The organism is Glycomyces sp. NPDC049804 (genome assembly GCF_040674615.1).
In the GTDB taxonomy this organism is placed as follows: Bacteria; Actinomycetota; Actinomycetes; order Mycobacteriales; family Micromonosporaceae; genus Glycomyces; species Glycomyces niveus.
Genome location: NZ_JBFAMQ010000001.1, coordinates 178,809 through 199,646 on the forward strand (window position 1 = coordinate 178,809; position 20,838 = coordinate 199,646).

At 69.6% G+C, this 20,838-nt stretch carries 13 protein-coding genes; 5 read left to right on the forward strand and 8 right to left on the reverse strand.

Going from position 1 to position 20,838, the window contains the following annotated elements; all coding sequences use genetic code 11:
- Window positions 1–124: 124 nt before the first annotated feature.
- Window positions 125–799 (reverse strand): alpha-ketoglutarate-dependent dioxygenase AlkB, encoded by a 675-nt coding sequence (locus AB0K52_RS00865; RefSeq protein WP_363524259.1) that lies wholly within the window; start codon window positions 797–799, stop codon window positions 125–127.
- Between the two features lie 283 nt (window positions 800–1,082).
- Between AB0K52_RS00865 and AB0K52_RS00870 the strand changes: the two genes are divergently transcribed.
- Together AB0K52_RS00870 and AB0K52_RS00875 are read left to right on the forward strand one after the other, a co-directional pair.
- On the forward strand, window positions 1,083–2,357 hold the full coding sequence (locus tag AB0K52_RS00870) for a lectin (RefSeq protein ID WP_363525013.1): 1,275 nt from the start codon (window positions 1,083–1,085) through the stop codon (window positions 2,355–2,357).
- Between the two features lie 123 nt (window positions 2,358–2,480).
- On the forward strand, window positions 2,481–6,251 hold the full coding sequence (locus AB0K52_RS00875) for a glycoside hydrolase family 2 TIM barrel-domain containing protein (protein ID WP_363524262.1): 3,771 nt from the start codon (window positions 2,481–2,483) through the stop codon (window positions 6,249–6,251).
- 53 nt (window positions 6,252–6,304) lie between these two features.
- On the opposite strand, the gene AB0K52_RS00880 is transcribed toward AB0K52_RS00875, so the two are convergent.
- From AB0K52_RS00880 to AB0K52_RS00890, 3 genes are all read right to left on the reverse strand, one after another.
- A complete protein-coding gene (locus tag AB0K52_RS00880; protein ID WP_363524264.1) occupies window positions 6,305–7,792 on the reverse strand; it encodes a non-reducing end alpha-L-arabinofuranosidase family hydrolase in 1,488 nt (495 codons plus the stop codon).
- Window positions 7,793–8,020: 228 nt separating this feature from the next.
- On the reverse strand, window positions 8,021–9,598 hold the full coding sequence (locus AB0K52_RS00885; RefSeq protein WP_363524267.1) for a multicopper oxidase domain-containing protein: 1,578 nt from the start codon (window positions 9,596–9,598) through the stop codon (window positions 8,021–8,023).
- Window positions 9,591–10,010, reverse strand: coding sequence for a hypothetical protein (locus tag AB0K52_RS00890; protein ID WP_363524270.1), 420 nt, complete (start codon window positions 10,008–10,010; stop codon window positions 9,591–9,593). The genes AB0K52_RS00885 and AB0K52_RS00890 overlap by 8 nt, the downstream gene beginning before the upstream one ends.
- A gap of 86 nt (window positions 10,011–10,096) precedes the next feature.
- Between AB0K52_RS00890 and AB0K52_RS00895 the strand changes: the two genes are divergently transcribed.
- Window positions 10,097–10,999 (forward strand): LysR family transcriptional regulator, encoded by a 903-nt coding sequence (locus AB0K52_RS00895; RefSeq protein ID WP_363524273.1) that lies wholly within the window; start codon window positions 10,097–10,099, stop codon window positions 10,997–10,999.
- Here AB0K52_RS00895 and AB0K52_RS00900 read toward each other — a convergent pair.
- A complete protein-coding gene (locus AB0K52_RS00900; RefSeq protein ID WP_363524276.1) occupies window positions 10,986–11,729 on the reverse strand; it encodes a TetR/AcrR family transcriptional regulator in 744 nt (247 codons plus the stop codon). The two genes, AB0K52_RS00895 and AB0K52_RS00900, sit on opposite strands and share 14 nt — an antisense overlap.
- Before the next feature lie 128 nt (window positions 11,730–11,857).
- Between AB0K52_RS00900 and AB0K52_RS00905 the strand changes: the two genes are divergently transcribed.
- The gene (locus AB0K52_RS00905; RefSeq protein WP_363524279.1) at window positions 11,858–13,069 is read left to right on the forward strand and encodes a DUF418 domain-containing protein; all 1,212 of its coding nucleotides are present in this window, start codon (window positions 11,858–11,860) and stop codon (window positions 13,067–13,069) included.
- 44 nt (window positions 13,070–13,113) lie between these two features.
- Here the strand turns inward: AB0K52_RS00905 and AB0K52_RS00910 are convergent, their stop codons facing one another.
- On the reverse strand, window positions 13,114–14,046 hold the full coding sequence (locus AB0K52_RS00910) for an NADP-dependent oxidoreductase (RefSeq protein ID WP_363525016.1): 933 nt from the start codon (window positions 14,044–14,046) through the stop codon (window positions 13,114–13,116).
- A gap of 114 nt (window positions 14,047–14,160) precedes the next feature.
- On the opposite strand from AB0K52_RS00910, the gene AB0K52_RS00915 reads away from it, so the two are divergent.
- The gene (locus AB0K52_RS00915; RefSeq protein ID WP_363524282.1) at window positions 14,161–14,694 is read left to right on the forward strand and encodes an NUDIX hydrolase; all 534 of its coding nucleotides are present in this window, start codon (window positions 14,161–14,163) and stop codon (window positions 14,692–14,694) included.
- Between the two features lie 57 nt (window positions 14,695–14,751).
- Here AB0K52_RS00915 and AB0K52_RS00920 read toward each other — a convergent pair whose 3' ends face one another.
- Window positions 14,752–17,658 carry a LamG-like jellyroll fold domain-containing protein gene (locus tag AB0K52_RS00920; protein ID WP_363524284.1) on the reverse strand — a complete coding sequence of 969 codons (2,907 nt, stop codon included), beginning with the start codon at window positions 17,656–17,658 and terminating at the stop codon, window positions 14,752–14,754.
- A complete protein-coding gene (locus AB0K52_RS00925; protein ID WP_363524287.1) occupies window positions 17,619–20,681 on the reverse strand; it encodes a LamG-like jellyroll fold domain-containing protein in 3,063 nt (1,020 codons plus the stop codon). Before AB0K52_RS00925 ends, AB0K52_RS00920 begins: the two co-directional genes overlap by 40 nt.
- Between the last annotated feature and the right edge of the window lie 157 nt (window positions 20,682–20,838).

Below are 20,838 nucleotides of genomic sequence, written 5' to 3' on the forward strand. Positions count from 1 at the left end.
TCCTTCGAGTCGGAAATAGACGGAACGGGTAATTCCGCTCACTTTCCAGACGAAGGCGTCGGCTTCAAGTGTTGCATACGAGGTATGTGGCGGTCATCACACTGCTCCGGGCTTGAACCTGCGGTCAGGCGCGCTCGAGATCACCCTGCTCGGCCGGCGAGCCGAGGCCGGTGGCGCGGAGGGTCAGGTTGAGGCGGCCGGTGAGGCCGAGGCTGCTGGGGGCGGTGCCGGGCAGGATGCGCGGTACGCCGTGGAACGCGAGGCGCGATGGGCCTCCGAAGATGAAGAGGTCGCCGCTGCGCAGTTCCAGGTCGGTGTAGGGCCGCGAGCGCGATTCGGTGTTCCCGAAGCGGAAGACGCACGTGTCGCCGAGGCTCAGCGAGATGACCGGGGCCTTCGACAGCTCGTCCTTGTCCTGGTGCATGCCCATGTGCGCCTTGGCGTCGTAGAAGTTGAGCAGCGCCATGTCGTATTCGAGCCCGTCGCCCGGAGCGCCGTAGGCCTCGATCGCCTGGCGGGCGAGCTCGCGGAGTTCGGGCGGGAACGGCTTGACCAGAGCGCCGTCGTCGGCCGTCTTCGAGAAGTGGTACGGGCGCCAGTGCCAGCCGAGGCACACCACTTTCGCTGACATGACGCCGCCGCCCGGAGTGCGCACGGTGCGCATGCCGGCCGGGGGCCGGGCCCATTCGCGGCATGCCGCGACCAGCTCACGCTGACGTCGCTCGTCGAGCCAGTCCGGCAGCAGCACCGCACCCGGGGCGACCTCGGTGCGGTCCCTCGGGAACAGCTCGCCGTCCATGTCTCCGAGCCTAACCGGGGGCGCCGACATCGCCGCCCGCCGCAAAGGTCGGATGAGCATGGCCCCGTAGCGGGGGTGCGCGCGTTTTGTCCGTGTTCGAAACGGTCTCTTGACGTCATACATCATATGTAAGTACGATGAATCATTACATTGATGTATTTCGATTGAAGGCTTTGGTCTTCATGGCGCACAAGGAGAAGCGGCTGTGTTGCGGAATAGAAGAGAACGGTCCGCGCCGGGGAGCTGGTACGCCCCGGGCCGGCTGGCGGCGCTGATCGGCGCGATGGTCGTGGCGGTCGTCGGGGTGCTCGGCGCGCCGTCGGCGCAGGCCGCCGATCCGGCCGCGGAGGTCGCGCCGCTCGCGGCGAGCGCGGGTTGTGGGAGCGCTCCGACCTTGTCGAGCGGCACGCACACGATCCAGAGCGGGGGCACGAACCGCTCGTTCATCCTGCGGGTCCCCGACAACTACGACAGCAGCCGGAGCTACCCGCTGATCTTCGCGTTCCACTGGAACGGCGGCACGGCCGGCGACGTGGCCGGCGGCGGCACCGACGGCCAGCTGTGGTCCTACTACGGCCTCCAGCGCCTGTCGAACAACAGCGCCATCTTCGTCGCGCCGCAGGGCATCGGCAACGGCTGGGCCAACTCGGGCGGCCGGGACGTCACCTTCGTCGACGACATGATCGCGCGCATCGAGTCCGGCCTCTGCGTCGACACCGCGCAGCGCTTCGCCCTCGGCTTCAGCTACGGCGGCGGCATGAGCTACTCCCTGGCCTGCTCGCGGGCGACGGTCTTCCGCGCGGTCGCGGTCTACGCGGGCGGGCAGCTCAGCGGATGCAGCGGCGGCACCCAGCCGATCGCCTACCTCGGCATCCACGGCATCGGCGACAACGTCCTCAACATCTCTGCGGGGCGCTCGCTGCGCGACCGGTTCGTCGCCAACAACGGCTGCACCCCGCAGAACGCGCCCGAGCCCGCCTCCGGCAGCCGGACGCACATCGTCACCAGCTACTCCGGCTGCCGGGCCGGCTACCCGGTCCAGTGGGCCGCGTTCGACGGCGGCCACACCCCCGGGCCGATCGACGGGACCTATGAAGACGGCTGGGAGACCTGGACCTCGGGAGTGACCTGGAACTTCTTCTCCCAGTTCGGCTCCGGCGACCCGGGCGGCGGCGACGGCCAGATCGTCGGCGCGCAGTCGTCGCGCTGCCTCGACGTGGCGGGCCAGTCCCAGAGCAACGGCGCCCAACTGCAGCTGTGGGACTGCAACGGCGCGGCCAACCAGCAGTGGACCAGGACCGCCGCCGGTGAACTGCGCGTCTACGGCGGCAAGTGCCTCGACGCCGAAGGCGGCGCGACCGCCCCCGGCACCAGGGCCATCATCTGGGACTGCCACGGCGGCGCGAACCAGAGGTGGAACGTCAACTCGAACGGCACCATCACCAGTGCCCAATCAGGACTCTGCCTGGACGCCTCGGGGAACGCGACCGCCAACGGCACCAGGGTCGTCCTCTGGACCTGCAACGGCGGCGCCAACCAGCGCTGGACGGTCGGCTGAGCCGAACACCCGAACCGGAGCGGGGGCGCACCCCGGCCCCCGTTCCCCGCAACCCGCTCCCCGGAACCCATCAGCCGGCACGCAATCCGAACCGCAGCGCGCCTGAAGCCCTAGGAGACCCTCATGTCCGATGCATCCGCCAGGCGTGCCCGCGCACGCCGCCGAACCATCCTGGGGAGCGGCCTCGCCGCCCTTGGGAGCGCTACGGTCCCCGCTGCGGCCGAAGCGTCCACCGCCCCGGCCGAAGGCCGGCCCGCAGCGCAGGCCGCGCCCGAAGGCGTCACGGCCGCATGGACCGATCCGCCCAACGGCTACCCCGAGTGGAACAACAACATCGGGATCTTCGAGGTCGGCTCCGAACCCCCGCACGCCACCCTCATGCCCTACGGCGACCTCCCGCAGGCCCTGCGCGCCGACCGCACCGACTCGCCCTACCGGCTCGACCTCGACGGCGACTGGCGCTTCCAGCACGCCGAGCGGCCCGCCGACCGCGACGCCGAGTTCTGGCGCACCGACCGCGACGACACCGACTGGGACACCATGCCGGTCCCCGCCAACTGGCAGCTCGCCGGCTACGACTTCCCCATCTACCTCAACTTCACCTACCCCTGGTGGGGCGCCAACGGCCAGAACGAGAACGCCCAGCCGCCCTTCGCGCCCACCCGGTTCAACCCCGTCGGCCAGTACCGCCGCACCTTCGACCTCCCCAGCTCCTGGCAGGGCCGCCGGGTCCTCCTCCACTTCGAAGGCGTCAAATCCGGGTTCTACCTGTGGGTCAACGGCACCAAGGTCGGCTACCGGGAAGGCTCCTACACCCCGTCCGAATTCGACGTCACCGCCCACGTCCGCCCCGGCGCCAACCTCATCGCCGTCGAGGTCTACCGCTTCCCCGACGGCGACTGGCTCGAAGACCAGGACATGATCCGCCTCTCCGGGATCTTCCGGCCGGTCTTCCTCTACTCGCTCCCCACGATCCACCTGCGCGACTTCAAGATCGACACCCCGCTGCGCGACGGCTACACCAACGCCGACCTGGCGGTCGCCGCCTCGGTCCGCAACAAGGGAGCCCAGCAGTCCGGCACCTACACCGTCGAGACCCAGCTCTACGACGCCGGCGGCCAACCGGTCTGGGCCGCGCCGCTCACCGCGCAGGTCGACATCGGCTCCGTCACAGCGGGCCGGGACGCCGTCGCCCGCGGCACCAAAGCCGTCACCGGCCCGAAGCTCTGGTCGGCCGAACACCCGAACCTCTACACCGCCGTCCTCCGCCTCCGCGACCCCTCCGGCGCCGTCACCCAGACCGTCTCGACGCGGGTCGGCTTCCGCGAGTTCGCGATCCGCGACGGCCTCATGCGCATCAACGGCCGCCCGGTCTCCCTGCGCGGCGTCAACCGGCACGAGATGGACCCCGACCGGGGAGCGGCCCTCACCCGCGACGACATGATCCGCGACATCAAGGTCATGAAGCGGCTCAACATCAACGCGATGCGCACCTCCCACTACCCCAACCACCCCGACTGGTACGACCTCGCCGACGAGTACGGCATGTACGTCATGGACGAGGCCAACCTCGAGACCCACGGGGTGAGGGACAACTACCCCGCCTCGAACTCGGCCTGGACCACCGCCGTCATCGACCGCGCCGCCCAGATGGTCCACCGCGACAAGAACCACCCCTCGGTCGTCATGTGGTCCCTCGGGAACGAAGCCGGCGGCGGCTCCAACTTCGTCGCCATGCGCGACTGGATCAAGGCCGCCGACCCCACCCGCATCGTCCAGTACGAAGGCGACAACCGGGCCGCCGTCAGCGACATCCGCTCGCAGATGTACAACACCGCCGCCGGCATCCGCGACCGCGCCCTCGACACCCGCGACACCCGGCCCTACATCCTCGTCGAGTACTCCCACGGCATGGGCAACTCCAACGGCAACCTCAAGGAGTACTGGGACGTCATCCGCCAGTACCCGGTCCTGCAGGGCGGCTACATCTGGGACTTCACCGACCAGAGTCTGCGCTGGTCGATCCCGCTCGGCGGCGGGGCGACCTACCTCGCGTACGGCGGCGACTGGGGCGACAATCCCAACGACGGCAACTTCTGCGGCAACGGCATCGTCTCCGCCGAACGCGAAGCGAGCGGCAAGGCCGCCGAGGTCAAACGCGTCTACCAGGAGATCAACACCGCCGCCGGAACGGACCTCGCCGCCGGGGACGTGCGGATCACCAACGAGTTCGCCTTCCGCAACGCGAACGAGTTCGACGGCGCCTGGGCGCTCGTCGCCGACGGCGCGGTGATCCAGAGCGGGCGCCTCACGGCCGCGCAGCTCGACATCCCGCCGCAGTCGGCCAAGTCGATCCGCGTCCCGATCCAGCGCCCGGCGTCGATCGCGCCCGGCACCGAGCACTTCCTCGAGCTGTCGTTCACGCTCAAGTCCGCGACCGCCTGGGCCGACGCCGGATTCGAGGTCGCCGCCCAGCAGCTCCCGGTCGACTTCGACAGCCCGCCGGTCGTACCCGTCCCGCTCACGGACGTGCCGACGCTGACCGACTCCCAGACGAGCGACCGGATCACCATCAGCGGCAACGGCTTCACCGTCGCCTTCGCGAAGGCGACCGGCGAGATCGCCTCCTGGGAGGCGATGGGGATGCGACTGGTGACCTCCGGCCCGGCGCCGAACTTCTGGCGCGCGCCGACCGACAACGACCGCGGCAACGGCCACCCGACCCGCAACGGCACCTGGCGCGCGGCCGGACGCAACCGCACCGTCACCGGCGTCGTCCTCGAGCGCCCCTCCGACCGGTCCCGGCGGATCACCGTCACCGGCACCCTTCCGACGAGCACCCAGTCGACCTTCCGCACGACCTACACCGTCTACGGCAACGGCGAGATCAAAGTGGACAGCCACCTCCACCCCGGCTCGTCGACCCTGCCCTACATCCCGGAGGTCGGCACGATCCTGTTCCTGCCCTCCGCGCTCGAGCACATGCACTACTACGGGCGCGGCCCCGAGGAGAACCACTGGGACCGCCGCACCGGCTCCGACGTCGGCGTCTACGCCTCCACGGTCGCCGAGCAGTGGACCGGATACCTGCGGCCGCAGGAGAACGGCAACAAGACCGACGTCCGCTGGGTCGCCCTGGTCGACGGCTCCGGGCGCGGCCTGCTCGCGACCGGTGAGCCGCTGCTGGAGGTCAACGCCTCCCACTTCACGCCCGAGGACCTGTCCGGCAGCGCCCGCCACGACTACCAGCTGACCCCGCGCCAGGACGTGGTGCTGCGCCTGAACTACCGGCAGACCGGCGTGGGCGGCGACAACAGCTGGGGCGCGCAGCCGCTCGACCAGTACAAACTGTTCCCCAGCCGGGACTACTCCTACACCTACCGGCTCCGGCCGCTGCCCGCCGTCGGCCAGGCGCTGGCGCTGTCCCGCAAGCCCACCGAGACGGGCGGCGGCAGCTCCGGGCCGGTGGAGCCGGGCGTGCATTACCGCCTCGCGGCCCAGCACAGCGGCAAGGCGGCCGACATCACCGGCGCCTCCACCGCCGCCGGCGCCATGCTGATCCAGTGGACGCCCGGCAGCGGCTCGAACCAGCAGTTCGACTTCATCGACGCCGGCGGCGGGTACTGGCGGATCAGGGCCCGGCACTCGGGGCTCGTCCTGCAAGCGGCCGGCACGGGCACCGGCGCGGACATCACCCAGCAGCCGATCGCCGCCTCCTCTACCGCTCAACAATGGACGGTCGTCGACCACGGCGGCGGCACCGTCAGCTTCGTCAACCGCGCCAGCGGCCTGGCGATGGACGTCTGGGGCGCCGCCACCGCCGACGGCACCCGCATCTCCCAGTGGAACATCACCGGCGGCGCCAACCAGCTGTTCGCCCTCCAACGCGTCTGAGAACGCAAAAGACCGGGCGGCCTTCGGGCCGCCCGGTCATCGTTTTCACTTGTCTAGGTAAGGGTCCACTGCTGGTTGGCGCCGGTGTGGCAGGACCAGAGCTGGACTTTGGTGCCGTTGGCGGTGGCGGCCCCGGCTACGTCGAGGCAGAGGCCGGAGGCGGCGTTGGAGAAGGTGCCGTTGGCGTTCTTGGTCCAGCGCTGGTTCGCGCCGCCGTGGCAGGACCAGATGATCGCCGCTGTTCCGTTCGCCGTCGAGCCGCCTGAGGCGTCGAGGCACTTGCGGGTGGTGCCGGAGTAGACGCTCAGCTCACCGGCGGCGGTGTAGGTCCACTGCTGGTTGGCGCCCGACCAGCAGTCGTAGATCTGGAGCTGGGTGCCGTTCGTGGTCGACTGGTTCGGGACGTCCAGGCAGCGGTTGGAGCCCGTGTTGCGCAGCTGCCCGGAGTCGTCGCCCCCGCCCGAGCCGCCGCAGTCGGCGGTCGGGTTGGTATGGGTGATGAGGCCGAGCCGGTAGGGGAGCTGCGAGTACTCCATACCGTCGGAGCTGGGGTTGCGTCCTTGGTAGAGGAACTGCATCTTGCATGTATCGATTTCCATGGTCTGGTTGCCCCCGCGGAGCATCTCGCCGTGGCTGATGTCGCGCGTCCAGGTGCCGCCGGGGAAGGAGACGTTGGCGGCGCCGGCGAAGGGGTTCGACTGGGTGTCCGCCAGCGGGACCCACTCGTTGAAGTTCGCGTTGAGCTTGTTCGAGGTCCAGGACCGGAAGTAGCGGGTGCCGCCCGAGCCGATGCCCTCGACGATGAGCATGTACTGGCCGGAGTCGCCGACCTTGTAGACGTTCGTGCCCTCGAAGAGGCTCTGGCTGGAGCCCTTCATGAACATCTGGACGTTGCCGAAGCCGTTCGGGAAGTTCGCCACCGTGGTCTGGGCGCGGTAGAACTCCTGCTTGTCGTTGTTGAAGAACAGGTAGCAGTTCACGTCGTCGCAGATGATCCAGTAGTCGAGGATGTACGACGAGTTGGCGTCGGCGATGCCGTGGTTGGACATGAAGTTCTTCGGCGCCGAGGCGCTCGTCGGCTGCGACGGGTGCGTCAGGGTCGAGAACGACGGCAGGCCGGTCTGGTACAGGAGGTACCACTGGTTCTTGGGCTCGAAGTAGAACACCTGCGGGGCGGCGCGGTAGCCGCCGCCGACCGCGGTCGTGGAGAGGTGCGTCTGCCTCGCCTGCCCGGCCTGGTTCCAGTCGGTGAAGCCGCCGAAGGAGGTGAGGGACCAGCCGCCGTTGGTGTCGGCGGTGGTGGCGTACACGTAGTACTTGCCGTCGACTTGGACCACCGAGGGGTCCTTGATGGACACCAGGGTGCGGCCGGGGGCGGTCTGCTGCGGGGCGACGAGCGCGCCCGTCGAGGTCCATTGGAAGTTCGAGGGCAGCGGGGCGGCCTCTGCCGGGGCGGCCGTCAACGTTGCGGCGGCCAGGGCCGCGGCCAGCGTCGCCGCCAGCATCGCGATCCGCGACCGCCATCGAGTGGTCTGACTCATGGGGGCTGTCTTTCTGCTCGTGGCCATGGTGGCCATGGCCGGTGGTATCGCTAACATCTCCAGCTGTCGAAAGTTTCGGAGGCTGCGCCGAAACTTTTGTGTGCACACAGGATAGCCAAAAGCCTCGTCATATGTAAATAGATCGATATGAGCGATCACTGGAGCGGGGTGCGGCCCGCGGGCCGGCGCTGTGCACCGGCCCGCGGGCCGCGGATGAGGTGGGTTTCCTCAGGTCACCTCGAGGTTGGCCATCATGCCCATGTCTTCGTGTTCGGCGTTGTGGCAGTGGAAGAGGTAGCGGCCGCGGTACCCGTCGAAGCGGGTGATGATCTCGGCGGACTCCCCGGGGCGCAGGGCGATCGTGTCCTTGAGTCCCGCGTCATGCGGGAGGGGCGCGCCGCCGCCGCGGGAGAGGACGCGGAAGCCTACGAGGTGGAGGTGGACCGGGTGGTGGACGTCGGCGACGAGCCGCCAGACCTCGACGTCGCCGAGGCGGGTCGTGACGTCGGTGCGGTTGGGGTCGAACGGGAGGCCGTCGATGACCCAGCCGTGGCGGCCGTTCACGCGGCCCGCGCGGAACGCGAAGTCCCGCACCGCGACCGCCTCCGAACGGTCCCACTCCGGCAGGTCGGCCGCGAGGGTCTCCGGGATCGCGGCGCGCCGGCCCGCGCGGACGACGTGGAACTGCATGACGTCCTTCGTGCCGCCCTCGCCGAGGCGGTTCGCCAGGCGGACTTTCGAACCGACCGGCAGTCCGCCGAGGTCGAGCAGCACGTCGTAGCGTTCGGCCGGAGCCATAGGCAGGCGCTCGTGCCGCACTGGGGCCGCCAGGAGCCCTTGGTCGGAACCGACCTGGACGAGCGGGAGACGCCGGCCGGCGTCGGTGACCACTTCGAGCTCGTAGTGCCTCGCGTTGGAGGCGTTGAGGACCCGCAGCCGGTAGAGTCCCGAGTCGACCTCGTGGACCGGCCAAGGCGCGCCGTTCACGAGGACCAGGTCGCCGAGGACGCCCGCCGTGAACCGCTTCTCGACGCCGATCTCGCCGGTCAGCGTCGGATCGAGCGACGGGTACTTGAGCTGGCCGTCGCGGTCGAAGGCCCGATCGGTGATCATCAGCGGGATCTCGTGGTCGCCGCGCGGCAGGTCGAGCGCGTCCTCGACGTCGTCGCGCACGAAGTGGAGCCCGGCGAGGCCGCGCCAGATCGCCGGGGCGGTGAAGTCCATGCGGTGGTCGTGGTACCAGAGCATCGCGGCGCGCTGGTCGAGCGGGAACCCGTACTCGCGCTGGACGTCCGTGACCACGGCGAGGTCGTCGGCCATGTGCCCGCAGTGGCCGTGCCCTGCCGTCTCGGACCAGTCCTGGGGAAGGACGAGGTCGGTCGGGTAGCCGTCGGACGAGGCGGGAGTGCGTCCGCCATGGAGGTGGACGACGGTGGGGACGGGCAGCTCGTTGCGGTGCGCCACAGTGACATGGCGTCCGCGCCGCGATTCGATCGTCGGGCCGGGGAAGGTCCCGTTGTACGTCCACAGTCGAGTCGTGAAGCCGGGGACGATCTCGGCTTCCGCCTCCATCTGCACCATCTCGTACCGGTCGCCCTCGGCGGTGGACGCGACGGGCTCGAGCACCTGCGGCAGGGGCAGCGGGACCGTGAACGCCTGGGGCAGCGGCACTTCGCTCAACAGCTCGTCGCCGGTCTCAGCGGGTCGCCTCGCCCACTCGGCCGAGAGGGCCAGGCCGCCGGCGGCGACGGCGCCGAGTCCCGCGCCGATGCCGAGCAGCCGCCGCCGCGAGATCGGGTCAGCCATCGGTGCCCGCCTCCTTGCGGCGGCGGGGGAGCGGGCGCATCCACAGCGCCGCGACCACGATGGCGATGCCGGCGATGAGCGCCACGCCGAGGGGCAGGTGCAGCCAGAGTGCTCCTTCCATCCCGGCGACGTACTGGGCCGACACCCCGACCAGCAGTCCGAGCGACGCCCAGAACGGCCAGGCCCGGCGCACCCGGATCCATACCGCGAGGGCCGCGCCGAGCTGCGCGAGGCCGAGGTAGGACATCAGGTCCGCGCCCACCACATGCCATGAGAGCCCGTCGAAGTCGCCGCTCAGGTACACGCCCGCGAACACCGGCTGACCGAAGCCGCCGATGAGGAGGAGCGTCGCCGTCGCGCGCAGCACCCAGCCGCTGGCGGCCGTCCGCGATTGCAGGGTTCTTGGTTCCACGCCGTCGACGATATGACTGCTCGGTTAAGACAGCAAAGACCAATATCGCTATGGTGTTATAACCCTGGAGGCATGAGAGGACGTCGATGGACCTGAACGCCCTGCACCAGTTCCTCACGGTCGCACGTGAGGAGCACCTCAGCCGGGCCGCCGCGGAGCTCCGCGTCGCCCAGCCCGCGCTCAGCCGCACCATCGCGCGCCTCGAAGCCGAGCTCGGCACGCCGCTGTTCGACCGCGCGGGCCGCCTGCGGCTCAACGCGACCGGTGCGCTGTTCCGCGACTATGTGGAGCGCGCCCTGGGCGAACTCGAAGCCGGGCGCCGGGCCGTGGCGGAGGCCGCGCTCGGCGGCGCGGGCAGCGTGCGGCTCGCCTCGGAGACGTTCCTGCCGCTCACCGGCCCGATCGCGGCGTTCAAGGCCGCGCACCCCGATGTCGACGTGCGGCTCCACCAGATGGCGCCCCACGAGATGGAGCAGGCGCTGCGGTCCGGCGAGGTCGACCTCTGCCTCGCTTCGCAGCCGGTGAGCGCGCCGCGCATCGCGTCCCAGGTGGTCCATGTCGAGCAGGTCTGGCTGGCGACGCCAGCGCGCCACCGCCTCGCGGCCGAGCCGCGCGTGGCGGTCGAGGACCTGGCCGCCGAGCCGTTCGTCATCACCCGGCCCGGCCAGTGGCAGCGGCGCCTGCTCGACTGGCTCTTCGCCGACCGCAACCTCGAACCGCGGATCGTCTGCGAGATCGACGAGCCCGCCGCCACCTACACGCTCGTGGGCGCCGGGCTCGGCCTGAGTCTCTTCCCGGAGATCGCCCGCTTCGCCCTTCCCGAGCCTGGCGTCGCATGGGTGGCCGTCGACCACCCGCACTGCAACCGCACGCTCAGCCTGCACTGGGCGGGCGAGGACCGGCTGCCCGCGGCGGCGCGGCTCATGCGCGCTCAGATCGCCGAGTGGGACTGGGACGGCGGGGCCGGGGTGGGCCCTAGGCGCGCTTGACCGCGGCGGCGACGCCGTCGAGGATGAGGTCCAGGCCGGAGAAGAAGTCCGTGTCCGCGGTGTCCTCGCCGGTGTCCTCGAAGGTGGCCGAGGCGAACAGCGCGGCCGCGTCGGGGAAGCGCTCGGGCGAGACGAGGGCGAACATCGCCCTGCCGTAGGCCTGCTCGGCCGCCGCCTGGTCCTGGCCCGAGCCGGCCCGGCCGGCCTCGAGGCCTTGCGCCAGTTGAGCGTTGCCGCGAACGTACTCGCCCACGAGCATGACCGCGCCGACCCTCGCCGCCCAGTCGAGCTCCGTGGTCCGCAGGGCCCGCAGCCCGGCGTCGAACCAGCCGATCAGGTGGGGGCCCTTGGGCGGTCCCGAGACGGGCGAGGCGGCCAGCCACGGGTGCCGGGCGAAGAGCGCGCGCTGCTCGGAGGCCCACAGCCGCAGCCGCTCCCGCCACGGACCCGTGCCGTCCAATGAGGATGGAACCGGGCCGGACGCCGCGTCCTGCATGAGGACCAGCAGCTCGTCCTTCGATCCGACGTGCCGGTAGAGGGACATCTTCGTGACGCCGAGGGCTTCGGCGACCCGCGGCAACGTCGCCGCCGCGAGCCCTTCGCGGTCGGCGAGCGCGACGGCCGCGTCCACGACCTGGCCGACGTCGAGCTTCGCGGGCCGCCCGCGGCGCGACTCCGTAGGGATGCGCCACAGTCTCGCCAGCTCATCCGGCACTGCCGCCTCGTCCATGCGCCGCGGCCACCTCCGTCCCTCCGTCGCCCGGGCTTGCGCGACATCATCGCACATGCTATTAATATCTCAAGGATAGTATCTCAGGGATATTAATTCAACCGATCGCGAGACCCCGAAGGATCGACATGACCGCCACCGCCACACCCGCGCCCACCGAGCCGCGCATCCGCCGCGGCCCCGTCCGCCCCACCGAAAGGGCGCTCGCCCCCGACCTCGCCCGCGGCGCCATGCTCCTGTTCATCGCCCTCGCCAACAGCGCCGGCTACTTCCTCGCCAGCGCGCCCGGCGTCGAGACCGACCCGCGCGGCTTCGAGCGCTTCTACAACTTCTTCATGGTCGAGTTCATCCATGCGCGGGCGTTCCCGCTGTTCGCGATCATGTTCGGCTACGGCCTCGTCCAGCTCGCCCGCCGCCAGGCCGAAGCGGGCGCGACCCCCGGCCAGGTGAGGCGGGTCCTCCTGCGCCGCAACGCCTGGCTCTTCGTCTTCGGCGCCGCCCACGGCGTGCTGCTCTACTCAGGCGACTTCCTCGGCGCTTACGGGCTCATCGGCATCGCGTTCACCCTGCTACTCCTGCAGCGCACCGACAAGGTGCACCGCCTCGCGCCCTGGTACCTCGCGGTCGGCGGGCTCTACATCCTCGTGCTCGCCGCGGCCGTGGCATTCGGGTTCCAGGCGGGCGACGCCGCGATCCCCGTCTCGCCCTTCGGTTCCGTGGAGGCCGGCACGTACCTCGCCTCGGTGGGCGAGCGGCTCGCCGAGTGGCCCGTGCACACCGCGACGCTGCTGCCGATGATCCTCATGGTCTGGGTCGGCGCCTGGGCCGGCCGCAGCCGCCTCCTCGAGGAGCCCGAACGGCACCTGCCGCTCCTGCGCTGGACCGCGATCGGCGGCATCACCGTCGCCGTCGCGGCCGGGATGCCGATGGCGCTGCTCAGCGGCGGCTTCCTGCACGCCAATGAAGGCACCGCGGCCGCGATGAAGCTCCTGTACGAGACCTCCGGCTTCTTCGGCGGCGTCGGCTACGCGGCCGTGTTCGGCCTCCTCGCGCACGTCCTCGCCCGCAAGCCCGCCGGGACGCTCGTGACCGCGGTGAGCGCGCTCGGGCAGCGGTCGCTGAGCGGCTACCTGTTCCAGTCGGCGGCGTGGCTGGTCCTCGCGACGCCGTTCCTCCTCGGCCTGGACGACCGGACCGGCAGCCCGCTGCTCGTCTCGCAGGCCTGCGCGCTCGCGGTCTGGGCGTTGACCGTGTGGGGCGCCTATGCGGCGCACCGCCGCGGCCACCGCGGTCCGGCCGAGACGCTGCTGCGGCGGCTCACCTACGGCCGCAAGCGCTGATCGCCCTCGATGCGGGGCCCGCCAAGCGGCGGGCCCCATCGTCTTCAGTCGACGGTGAGCACGAGCTTCCCGGTGGCGCTGCCGTGCTCCATCGCCTCATGGGCCTTGGCGAAGTCCTCGAGCGGGAACGTCTCGGCGACATGGACCCGCAGTTCGCCCGCGTCGGCGAGGCGGGCCAGGCCCTGCAGGCCGATCAGGTCGGGTTCGACGAGCATGAAGTCGGTGCGGATGCCGCGCGCGACCGCCTCGGGGAACTCGGCGTCCCGCAGGGAGTAGTAGAGCTGGGCGAGGACGCCGCCGTCGCGGATCACCGAGACCGAGCGCTCCGCGTAGTCGCCGGAGAGGGTGGTCAAGGCGACGTCCACGTCCTTGACGACAGCCGCGAAGTCGACGGCCTTGTAGTCGATCACCTCGTCGGCGCCCAGCCCGCGCACGAAGTCGTGCTTCCCGGCGCTCGCGGTGGCGATGACATGGGCGCCGATGGACTTGGCGATCTGCACGGCCAGGTGGCCGATGCCCCCGGCGGCGGCGTGGATGAGCACGCGCTGGCCGGCCCGCAGCTGCGAGTTGTCCACCAGGGCCTGCCAGGCGGTGAGTCCGCACAGCGGCAGCCCGGCGGCCTCGATGTGCGAGAGCGAGGCCGGCTTGCGGGCGAACTGACGGCTCGGCGCGGTGACGTACTCGGCGTGCGTGCCCGCCTGGTGCGGGAAGCGGGGCATGCCGAAGACCTCGTCGCCGGGCTTGAAGCGGGTGACGCCGATGCCGACCTTCTCCACGACGCCGGAGACGTCCCAGCCGAGGATGAACGGCGGCTGTCCGATGTAGAGCCCGATTTCGCGGGCGGCCGGGTCGACGGGGTTGACGCCCGCCGCGCGGACCCGCACCTGGATCTCCCCGTAATACGGATCCGGCCGCTCGACCTCGGTCAACTCCAGCACCTCCGGCCCACCGAGTCGCTGTTGGGTCACGGCGCGCATCATCTCGGGCACGGCGGGGGTCCTTGTCTGTCGGCACTGGTGTACGGATAGGGCTCGATTCTAGGCCCGGCGGGCCCCGCCGCCCCCGGCCGCCGTCGCTGGCAGAATACGGCGGTGCCCATCGCGATCGCTCATCTCAAAGACCAGCTCGCCGCCTACCTCGTCCGCTGGCCCGAGGACGCCGAGTCGATCAGGCCGCTCTTCGCCCTCACCGGCCCGGAAGGCTTCGATCGCACGACCATGCCCGGCCACGTCACCGCCTCGGCGATCCTCGTCAACGACGCGGGCGAGGTCCTCCTCGTCCACCACAGGACCATCGGCCGCTGGTTCCAGCCCGGCGGCCACATCGAACCCGCCGACGACTCGCTCCCCTCGGCCGCCTTCCGCGAAGCCGTCGAAGAGACCGGCATCGAACCCTCGGCCCTCACCCTCGCCGACCCGGTCCCCATCCACATCGACGTCCACCCCATCCCCGCCAACCCGCGCAGGAACGAAGACGCCCACTGGCACTACGACGTCCGCTACCTCTTCCACTGCGCCGACGCCGCCCTCAACCCCCGCACCGAAGAAGTCCACGCCGCCGAATGGCGCCCCGCCACCGACCTCGACAGCCCCGAGCTCGCCGCCCGCCTGGAATCCCGCGCCTGACAAGCGAAGAGCCGCCGGGTAGCCACCCGGCGGCTCTTCCATTCACTCCTGACTCTCCTAGACCGGCGGGGCGGTCACGATCTGCTGCGAGGTGGCGGGAACGGCGGTCCAGGCGAGGCAGTTCACGGTGCCGGTGCCCGGTGCGGTCATGTAGATGCCGTTGGTGGACATCGCGACATTGGTCCCGAACTTGCCGTTCGCGTTCGACGACGGGTCCTTGATCAAGGTGTCGATGTCGGCCGTGGGAACCGCGGCTCCCGTGACGTGAACCAAGCCGTCGTCGTCCGACGTATCGAAGTTCTCGTCCGGGACCCCGATCGCCAGTTGCAGGCGGCTGTTGTTCGCCGCGATCATCGGATTGGTGTTGTACAGGCTGACACTCGTGCCGAGATGGTCGGAGGCTTCCGGACTGTCACCGAGGGTCGTGCCCTGCGAGTAGTTGGTGCCCGAGGTGATGGCTCCGGCCGAATCCATGTGGATCAAGTGCACCGAACCCGAGTTGGCCACCGTGTTGTCGGCGAGGTCCTCCCACGGAACGGATATCGCGAAGGCGGTGTTCGTCGAACCGACACCGCCGCCGCTCGGCCAGTAGTCGATCGCGGCGACGTCGTAGCCGAGCGCGTCCCCGGCTTCGATCGCGGAGTTCAACACGGCGTCCGCCTGGTCGATCCAGTGGGTATTGACCGGCTTGCCCTCAGCGGAGGTCTCGTGCGTGAACAGGAGCGTCCCACCGCCGTTGGCCAGCTGGTCGGGGCCGCCGTCCTCGTATGGTGCGCCGACGATGAACCGGGTCGGCGTCGCGGCGATCGACCAGCCGAACTGGTCTCCCGCTTCGACTGCGCCTCCCACCCCGGCCGTGTTCTGGTCGACCCACGCCTTCGAATCGCCGGTGAGGTAGACGATCGCGCCACCGTCGACGACTTCGGCGATCTCGGTGTCGCCGTCTCGGTAGGCGCCCGTGGTGTCGGTCTGGACGTCCTCGCCGGGGCTGCCGATGATCAGCACGGGGGTGCCGTCATTGCGGTTCGTCGCGGTGACCGAGTACCCGAACTGGTCGCCGGCTTCATTGGCACCGGGCATGCCGTTCGTGTTCTGGGCCAGGAGGTAGTCGGCGCCGGTGTCGATGCCCTCCGGCGATCCAGGTAGGACCTGGGCGTAGCCGATGCCGTTCTCGCCTGGGATGCCGACGACGATGTCCGAGCAGCCGTCGCCGTCCGCGTCATAGGTTGCGACCGAGAAGCCGAACAGGTCCTCGGCTTCGGGACCGCCTTCGACGTTGGCGGTGCCCTGGTGCACCAGACTCGCCTTGCCGGTGGCGCCGTCCACGAAGTAGAACGCGCCGGCGTTCACGACGCCGTTCACGTCGTAATCCGACAGCGGCAGCACCGTGTCGCGGTACCCGTCGCCGTTGACGTCGCCTTCGGTGCCGAAGCAGGTGTGCGCGTCCGCCCAGGTCGGTTTCGGATTGTCGATCAAGGTGCCCGACGAGAACCGTGTCCAGAGTGCGCCGATGTCGCCTCCGGTGCCTGCTCGCAACGTGACGAGGTCGTCCTTGGAGTCGCCGTTGACGTCGGCTCCGGCGATGTCGGTGTGCACCCACGGGGTCAGATAGGAAGCGCAGCCGGTGCAGCTCGTCGAGTAACCCAGTGCGCGGTTCGGTTCGAAGCCGCCCCTGTCCGGCAGGGTGGCGACGGCTTGGAGCCGGACCCGGTTGGCGAAACGGTAGGAGGCCACCAGGTCGGGCAGTCCGTCACCGGTGAAGTCGGTGACCGTCACGTCATCGCGTTCGGTGTCCCAGTTGTTCGGGGTGTCCAATGCGTACACAGGCACCCCGAGACCGTCCTTCGAACCGTAGCGGACGTACAGGTCCGCACTGCCGTCGGCGCCGGTCCGGATCTCGACCACGTCGCCCCACCAGTCGCTGTCGAAGTCGCCGACCGCCAGTTCGATCAGGCGTGAGTCCCCTGTGCCCGTGGCGATCTGGGTCGGCGTGCCGAACCCGAACCTGCCATGCTCGTCGAGGAGCTTCACCCTCCAGATGGAGTAGGCGGTCTTGCCGTCTCCGCGCATGAGCACGAGGTCGTCGCCCTGGTCGCCGGAGAGGTCCTCCAACTGGATCTGCGTTTCGGCGAGCTCCCATCCGGCTGCGGCGGTCAGGTCGAGGCGCTTGGCGGTGTTGAAGCTGAACGTCCCCCCATCCTTGGTGCAGACCCGGTCCCGCGGTCCGCAGGCGGGCACCGCCCAGACTTCGAAGTGCTCGTCGCCGGGCACCGCGACGACGAGGTCGTCGCGCCCGTCGCCGTTGACGTCCCCAGAACGCCAGACCGCGTCGCTCACACGCCAGTCGCGCGTGGCATCGAGGTTGAGCGCGTCGGACTCGAACACCGGGTCAGTAGATCGCACCAGGTTTCCGGCGCGGTCGTTCTTCATCAGGTAGATATCGGAGTACACGCCTTCGGATTCGACCACCGTCAGGGCGTCGTCGAAGCCGTCGCCGTTGAAGTCGCCGGTGATCAGCTCGCTGCGGGTCTCGCGGACGGTGCCGTCGGCGAGCGCCTTGATCTGCTGGTCGTCGAAGACGCCCGAGTTCACGTTGAGGTTGTCGATCGCGCCGGCCCAGTGGTCGGCGACCGCGCCTCGGTGCAGTACCGAGCCGACCCGGAGGTCCCCGGAGGAGGCCCACAGGGCGAACCCGGTCTTCTGTCCGGCCGGCAGGCCGTTGACGTAGATCGACGCGGTTCCGGTCGACGCCTCGTAGGTGACGGCGAGGTGCGTCCACTGCCCGATCTGGACCGGGGTGTCGGCGTCGAGTTGGGTCCACGTGTATCCGCTGGCGACGTCGGCGTTGACGGCCCGGAACGACCACCTGTCGCGTCCCTCGACATAACCGAAGTAGAAGGCGCCGGTGTTGACGCCGTCCTGGCTCACCACGTTCGCGCTGCTGCCGTCGCGTTCGAGCCGCACCCAAGCGCCGATGGTGAAGTCCCCGTTGGTGGTGAGGACCTTGCGGCCGACGGTCGCGGTGGCGTGCTGCCGTTGAAGCCCGCGGCAGTGCCCTGGAACCCTTCGACGAGTTCGATCGAGCCCGCGCCGTTGAGGTAGTTGCCGCCGCCGGAGACGTCCGGATACGAGTCGGTCGAGACCGTCTCGAAGTCCCAGATGCCTTCGGCGTGCTGGCCCAGGCGCTGGATCTCCCCGATCGGGACCTCCCGGTCCCAGACCTTCACGTCGTCGACGTCGCCGGCGTAGTAGGTGCCCTTCTTGCCCGCCCAGAGGTCGCGTCCGAGGACGAAGCCCTTCGTCGACCGCCATTCGTCGCCGAAGGCGGCGGTGTTCTGGAGTTGTCCGTCCACATAGAGCTTCACTTTCTGCTCCGCGTACGAGAAGACCCCAGTGACGTGGTACCAGACCCCCGCTTGCGCGGTGACGGTCGACCCGGCCGAGACCGCCAGGAGACCGGAGGCCGTCGAGTCCTGGTTCGAGGCCACCATCAGGAACTTGTGGCTCTCGCCGTCGTACTTGAGCATGAACGCCGAGTTGACCAGGCCGTCTTGCGAAGCGATCGTGTAGTCCACATCGGTCTCATGGATTCTCACCCACGCCGAAACGGTGTACGAGGAGTTCGTGGCGATGACGGGCGCTGTCGTGGCCGCCTGGTCGTCGCCGTCGAACGTGAGGTACCGCAGGTGGTCGTCGGCGGCGTCCGCGGCGGTGCCGCCGGTCCACGCGCCGTTCGTGAGCGTCAGTGGCCAAGAGGCGTCAGTGGGGTAGCCGGGATAGTTGGTGTCCGCGGCCGTCGCACCCTCGGACTCGTCGAGCTTCCAGTGCGCGACCGGGGAACCGTTCGGGTTGACGCTGAAGGTGTACGAGGTCTTGGCCGAGACGTTCCCGTGCTGGTCGTACGCCCAGACGCTCAGGGTCTGCTGGCCGCTGGTGGTCGGGTCCAGTGCGATCGTCGCCGGTGCGCCAAGCGTCGACACCGGAGCGGTGTTGTCCCCGTACGCGTCCTGCATGCTCCAGGAGTATCCGGCGGTGTCCGCCGACGTCGAGTCGATCGTGAAACGGCCCGTCTTGCCCACGGCCCCGTACAGTTTGCCGTCGGCCGGGTAGTCCGTGGACACGACCGTCGGCTTGACCGGCGGCGTCGTGTCGATGAGCACGGTGCATCCGCCCGCGCTCGCTCCTGTGGCACGGCTGTCCTTGGCCGCCACTGTCGCGACGTAGGTCTGGCCGGTCACGTCGGAGGCGTGCACGGTCCAGGTGGCCCTCGCCGCGTCGGCGCCGGAGGAGTTCCAGGTCTTCGTGGTCCCGGAGACCTGGTCCTTCCAACTCAGGACGCCGTTCATGTTGTCGCCCTCGTCGTCGGAGAGCTTGGCGGTCACCGTCCATGACGTGCCGGCGCCGAGCTTCACGGTCTTTCCGGGGGTGCAGGACTGGCCGTCGATCGTGAACGAGCCGGGCTTGTTCGGAGCGGTGTTGTACTTGACGCTCAGGTAGAAGCCGGTGCGGCCGTCGCCGACCTTCTCGGGCCCGAAGCGGCGGAAGCTCGGGCACTGGTCGCCGCAGGATTCCGACGAGGAGCGCAGGCCGAACTGGATCTTCTTGTCGCTGGAGTTCGCCACCTCCTGGACGTAGTCCGTGACGTCTGTCCAGAGTTCTCTCGGCGCGCCGCAGCCGGAGGCGATGCCCTCGTCGCGGGACGCGATCTTCGTGCCCCAGCTGCCCTGGTCGTTCCAAGTCCAGTTCTTGAGGTTCCCCGCGTCGAGTTCATGCAGGTCGGCGGTTGCCGAGATGCCGTCGCACGAGCGCATCCACGAGTACGTCATGGTCATGCGCAGGTTCGCGTCGATGATGTCCTTGCCGCGGAACTTGGACGTGTTGAACTCGAATGCCAGACGCCAGGTCTGCTCCATCGAGCCGTCGGATTTGTGCGCCCGGCCGAGTCGCGCGGTTCCGTTGGGGTCCTTCTCGAACGATCCGCCGTTGTAGTAGCTGCGGTTGCGGTAGGACGAGTAGTCCGAGACCATCGCCCACGCGCTCGAATCGAGTTTCACGACCTCCGGGTCGATCCGGATCGGGTAGACCGCCGCCGGGTCCGCGAGCATGGCAGCGTCGGGAACCAGCGTGAGCACGCCGTTCGCGAACGTCGTCCCCACGGTGGCGCTCATCGAATACGTGGCGGGGGACCAGCCGTCGCTGACCGCGTCTCCCACGCCGTCGTCGCCCACGGCCGAGTCCCACATCAGCGGCGTCGGCCCGCCGAAGACCACATTGCCCTCGTAGTCGCTGATCTCCAGCGCACCGGTGGCGCCTACCGCGGCGGTGAAACCGTCGAGCACCAGCCCGAGCTCGATGCTCGCCACCTCCGCGGAGGCCGCGGCCTCAGGGGTCTTCACCTCGAAGACCTTCGCGAAGCCGGTGTTCGTCGCCCGCACCTTCAAGTCCACGCCGGGGAGGACCTCGCCGTAGACCGCGGTGTCACCTGTGACCGTGGGCGTCGGCAGCGCCTCGTGCCAGGTGTAGGTCACGGTGCGGCCGTGGACGTCAGTGACGGTGACCAGGTCGCTGGTCCCGCCCGCGGACAGCTCTATGCCGAGATCGGAATTCTTGGGCACGAAGGCTCCCGTCCCCGAATCGACCAGTGTGTTGTCGATCTCCGCCCAGGTCCCGTCGTCGGTCTGCGCCTGGTAGGGCTCCAATGCGATCTCTTCGACGAAGGTGCCGTCAGGGGCGGCGAACACCTCCGACGATGCGCCTGCGAGCGAATCGATCTCCACGTTCACACCGGTTTCCGCGGCTTCGGTGACCGCGTCCGAGATCTCGGTCTCGGTCTCGGTCGCCGAGGAGTCGGATCCCGGTGGAACGCCTTCTGCGGGGGTCTCCTGCGCGAACACAGGCGGCGGGGTGATGAAGACCGACAGTGCCGCGGCGCCAGCGGCCAAAGCCGTCAGGCGCAGCGCGATCGGCCTGCGGGGTATGGATCGCAAGGGGGCTCCCTATTCGATTGGTTCGGGGTTGCCGCGGCTCGGTGCGAGCGCGCGGCTGCGGAGAGTATGCCAGAGGACTGTTCGACAAGGACAGACGATGTCCCACCAAATGGGCTCAAGTAGGGATTCGCCGCGAAGGGGTTGATTGGTCTGTGAG

What these genes read in the sequence shown, in the direction of transcription:
- AB0K52_RS00865 (WP_363524259.1), bottom strand. Translation starts at nt 799, where the DNA reads ATGGACGGCGAGCTGTTCCCGAGGGACCGCACCGAGGTCGCCCCGGGT.
- AB0K52_RS00870 (WP_363525013.1), top strand. Translation starts at nt 1,083, where the DNA reads ATGGTCGTGGCGGTCGTCGGGGTGCTCGGCGCGCCGTCGGCGCAGGCC.
- AB0K52_RS00875 (WP_363524262.1), top strand. Translation starts at nt 2,481, where the DNA reads ATGTCCGATGCATCCGCCAGGCGTGCCCGCGCACGCCGCCGAACCATC.
- AB0K52_RS00880 (WP_363524264.1), bottom strand. Translation starts at nt 7,792, where the DNA reads ATGAGTCAGACCACTCGATGGCGGTCGCGGATCGCGATGCTGGCGGCG.
- AB0K52_RS00885 (WP_363524267.1), bottom strand. Translation starts at nt 9,598, where the DNA reads ATGGCTGACCCGATCTCGCGGCGGCGGCTGCTCGGCATCGGCGCGGGA.
- AB0K52_RS00895 (WP_363524273.1), top strand. Translation starts at nt 10,097, where the DNA reads ATGGACCTGAACGCCCTGCACCAGTTCCTCACGGTCGCACGTGAGGAG.
- AB0K52_RS00900 (WP_363524276.1), bottom strand. Translation starts at nt 11,729, where the DNA reads ATGGACGAGGCGGCAGTGCCGGATGAGCTGGCGAGACTGTGGCGCATC.
- AB0K52_RS00905 (WP_363524279.1), top strand. Translation starts at nt 11,858, where the DNA reads ATGACCGCCACCGCCACACCCGCGCCCACCGAGCCGCGCATCCGCCGC.
- AB0K52_RS00910 (WP_363525016.1), bottom strand. Translation starts at nt 14,046, where the DNA reads ATGCGCGCCGTGACCCAACAGCGACTCGGTGGGCCGGAGGTGCTGGAG.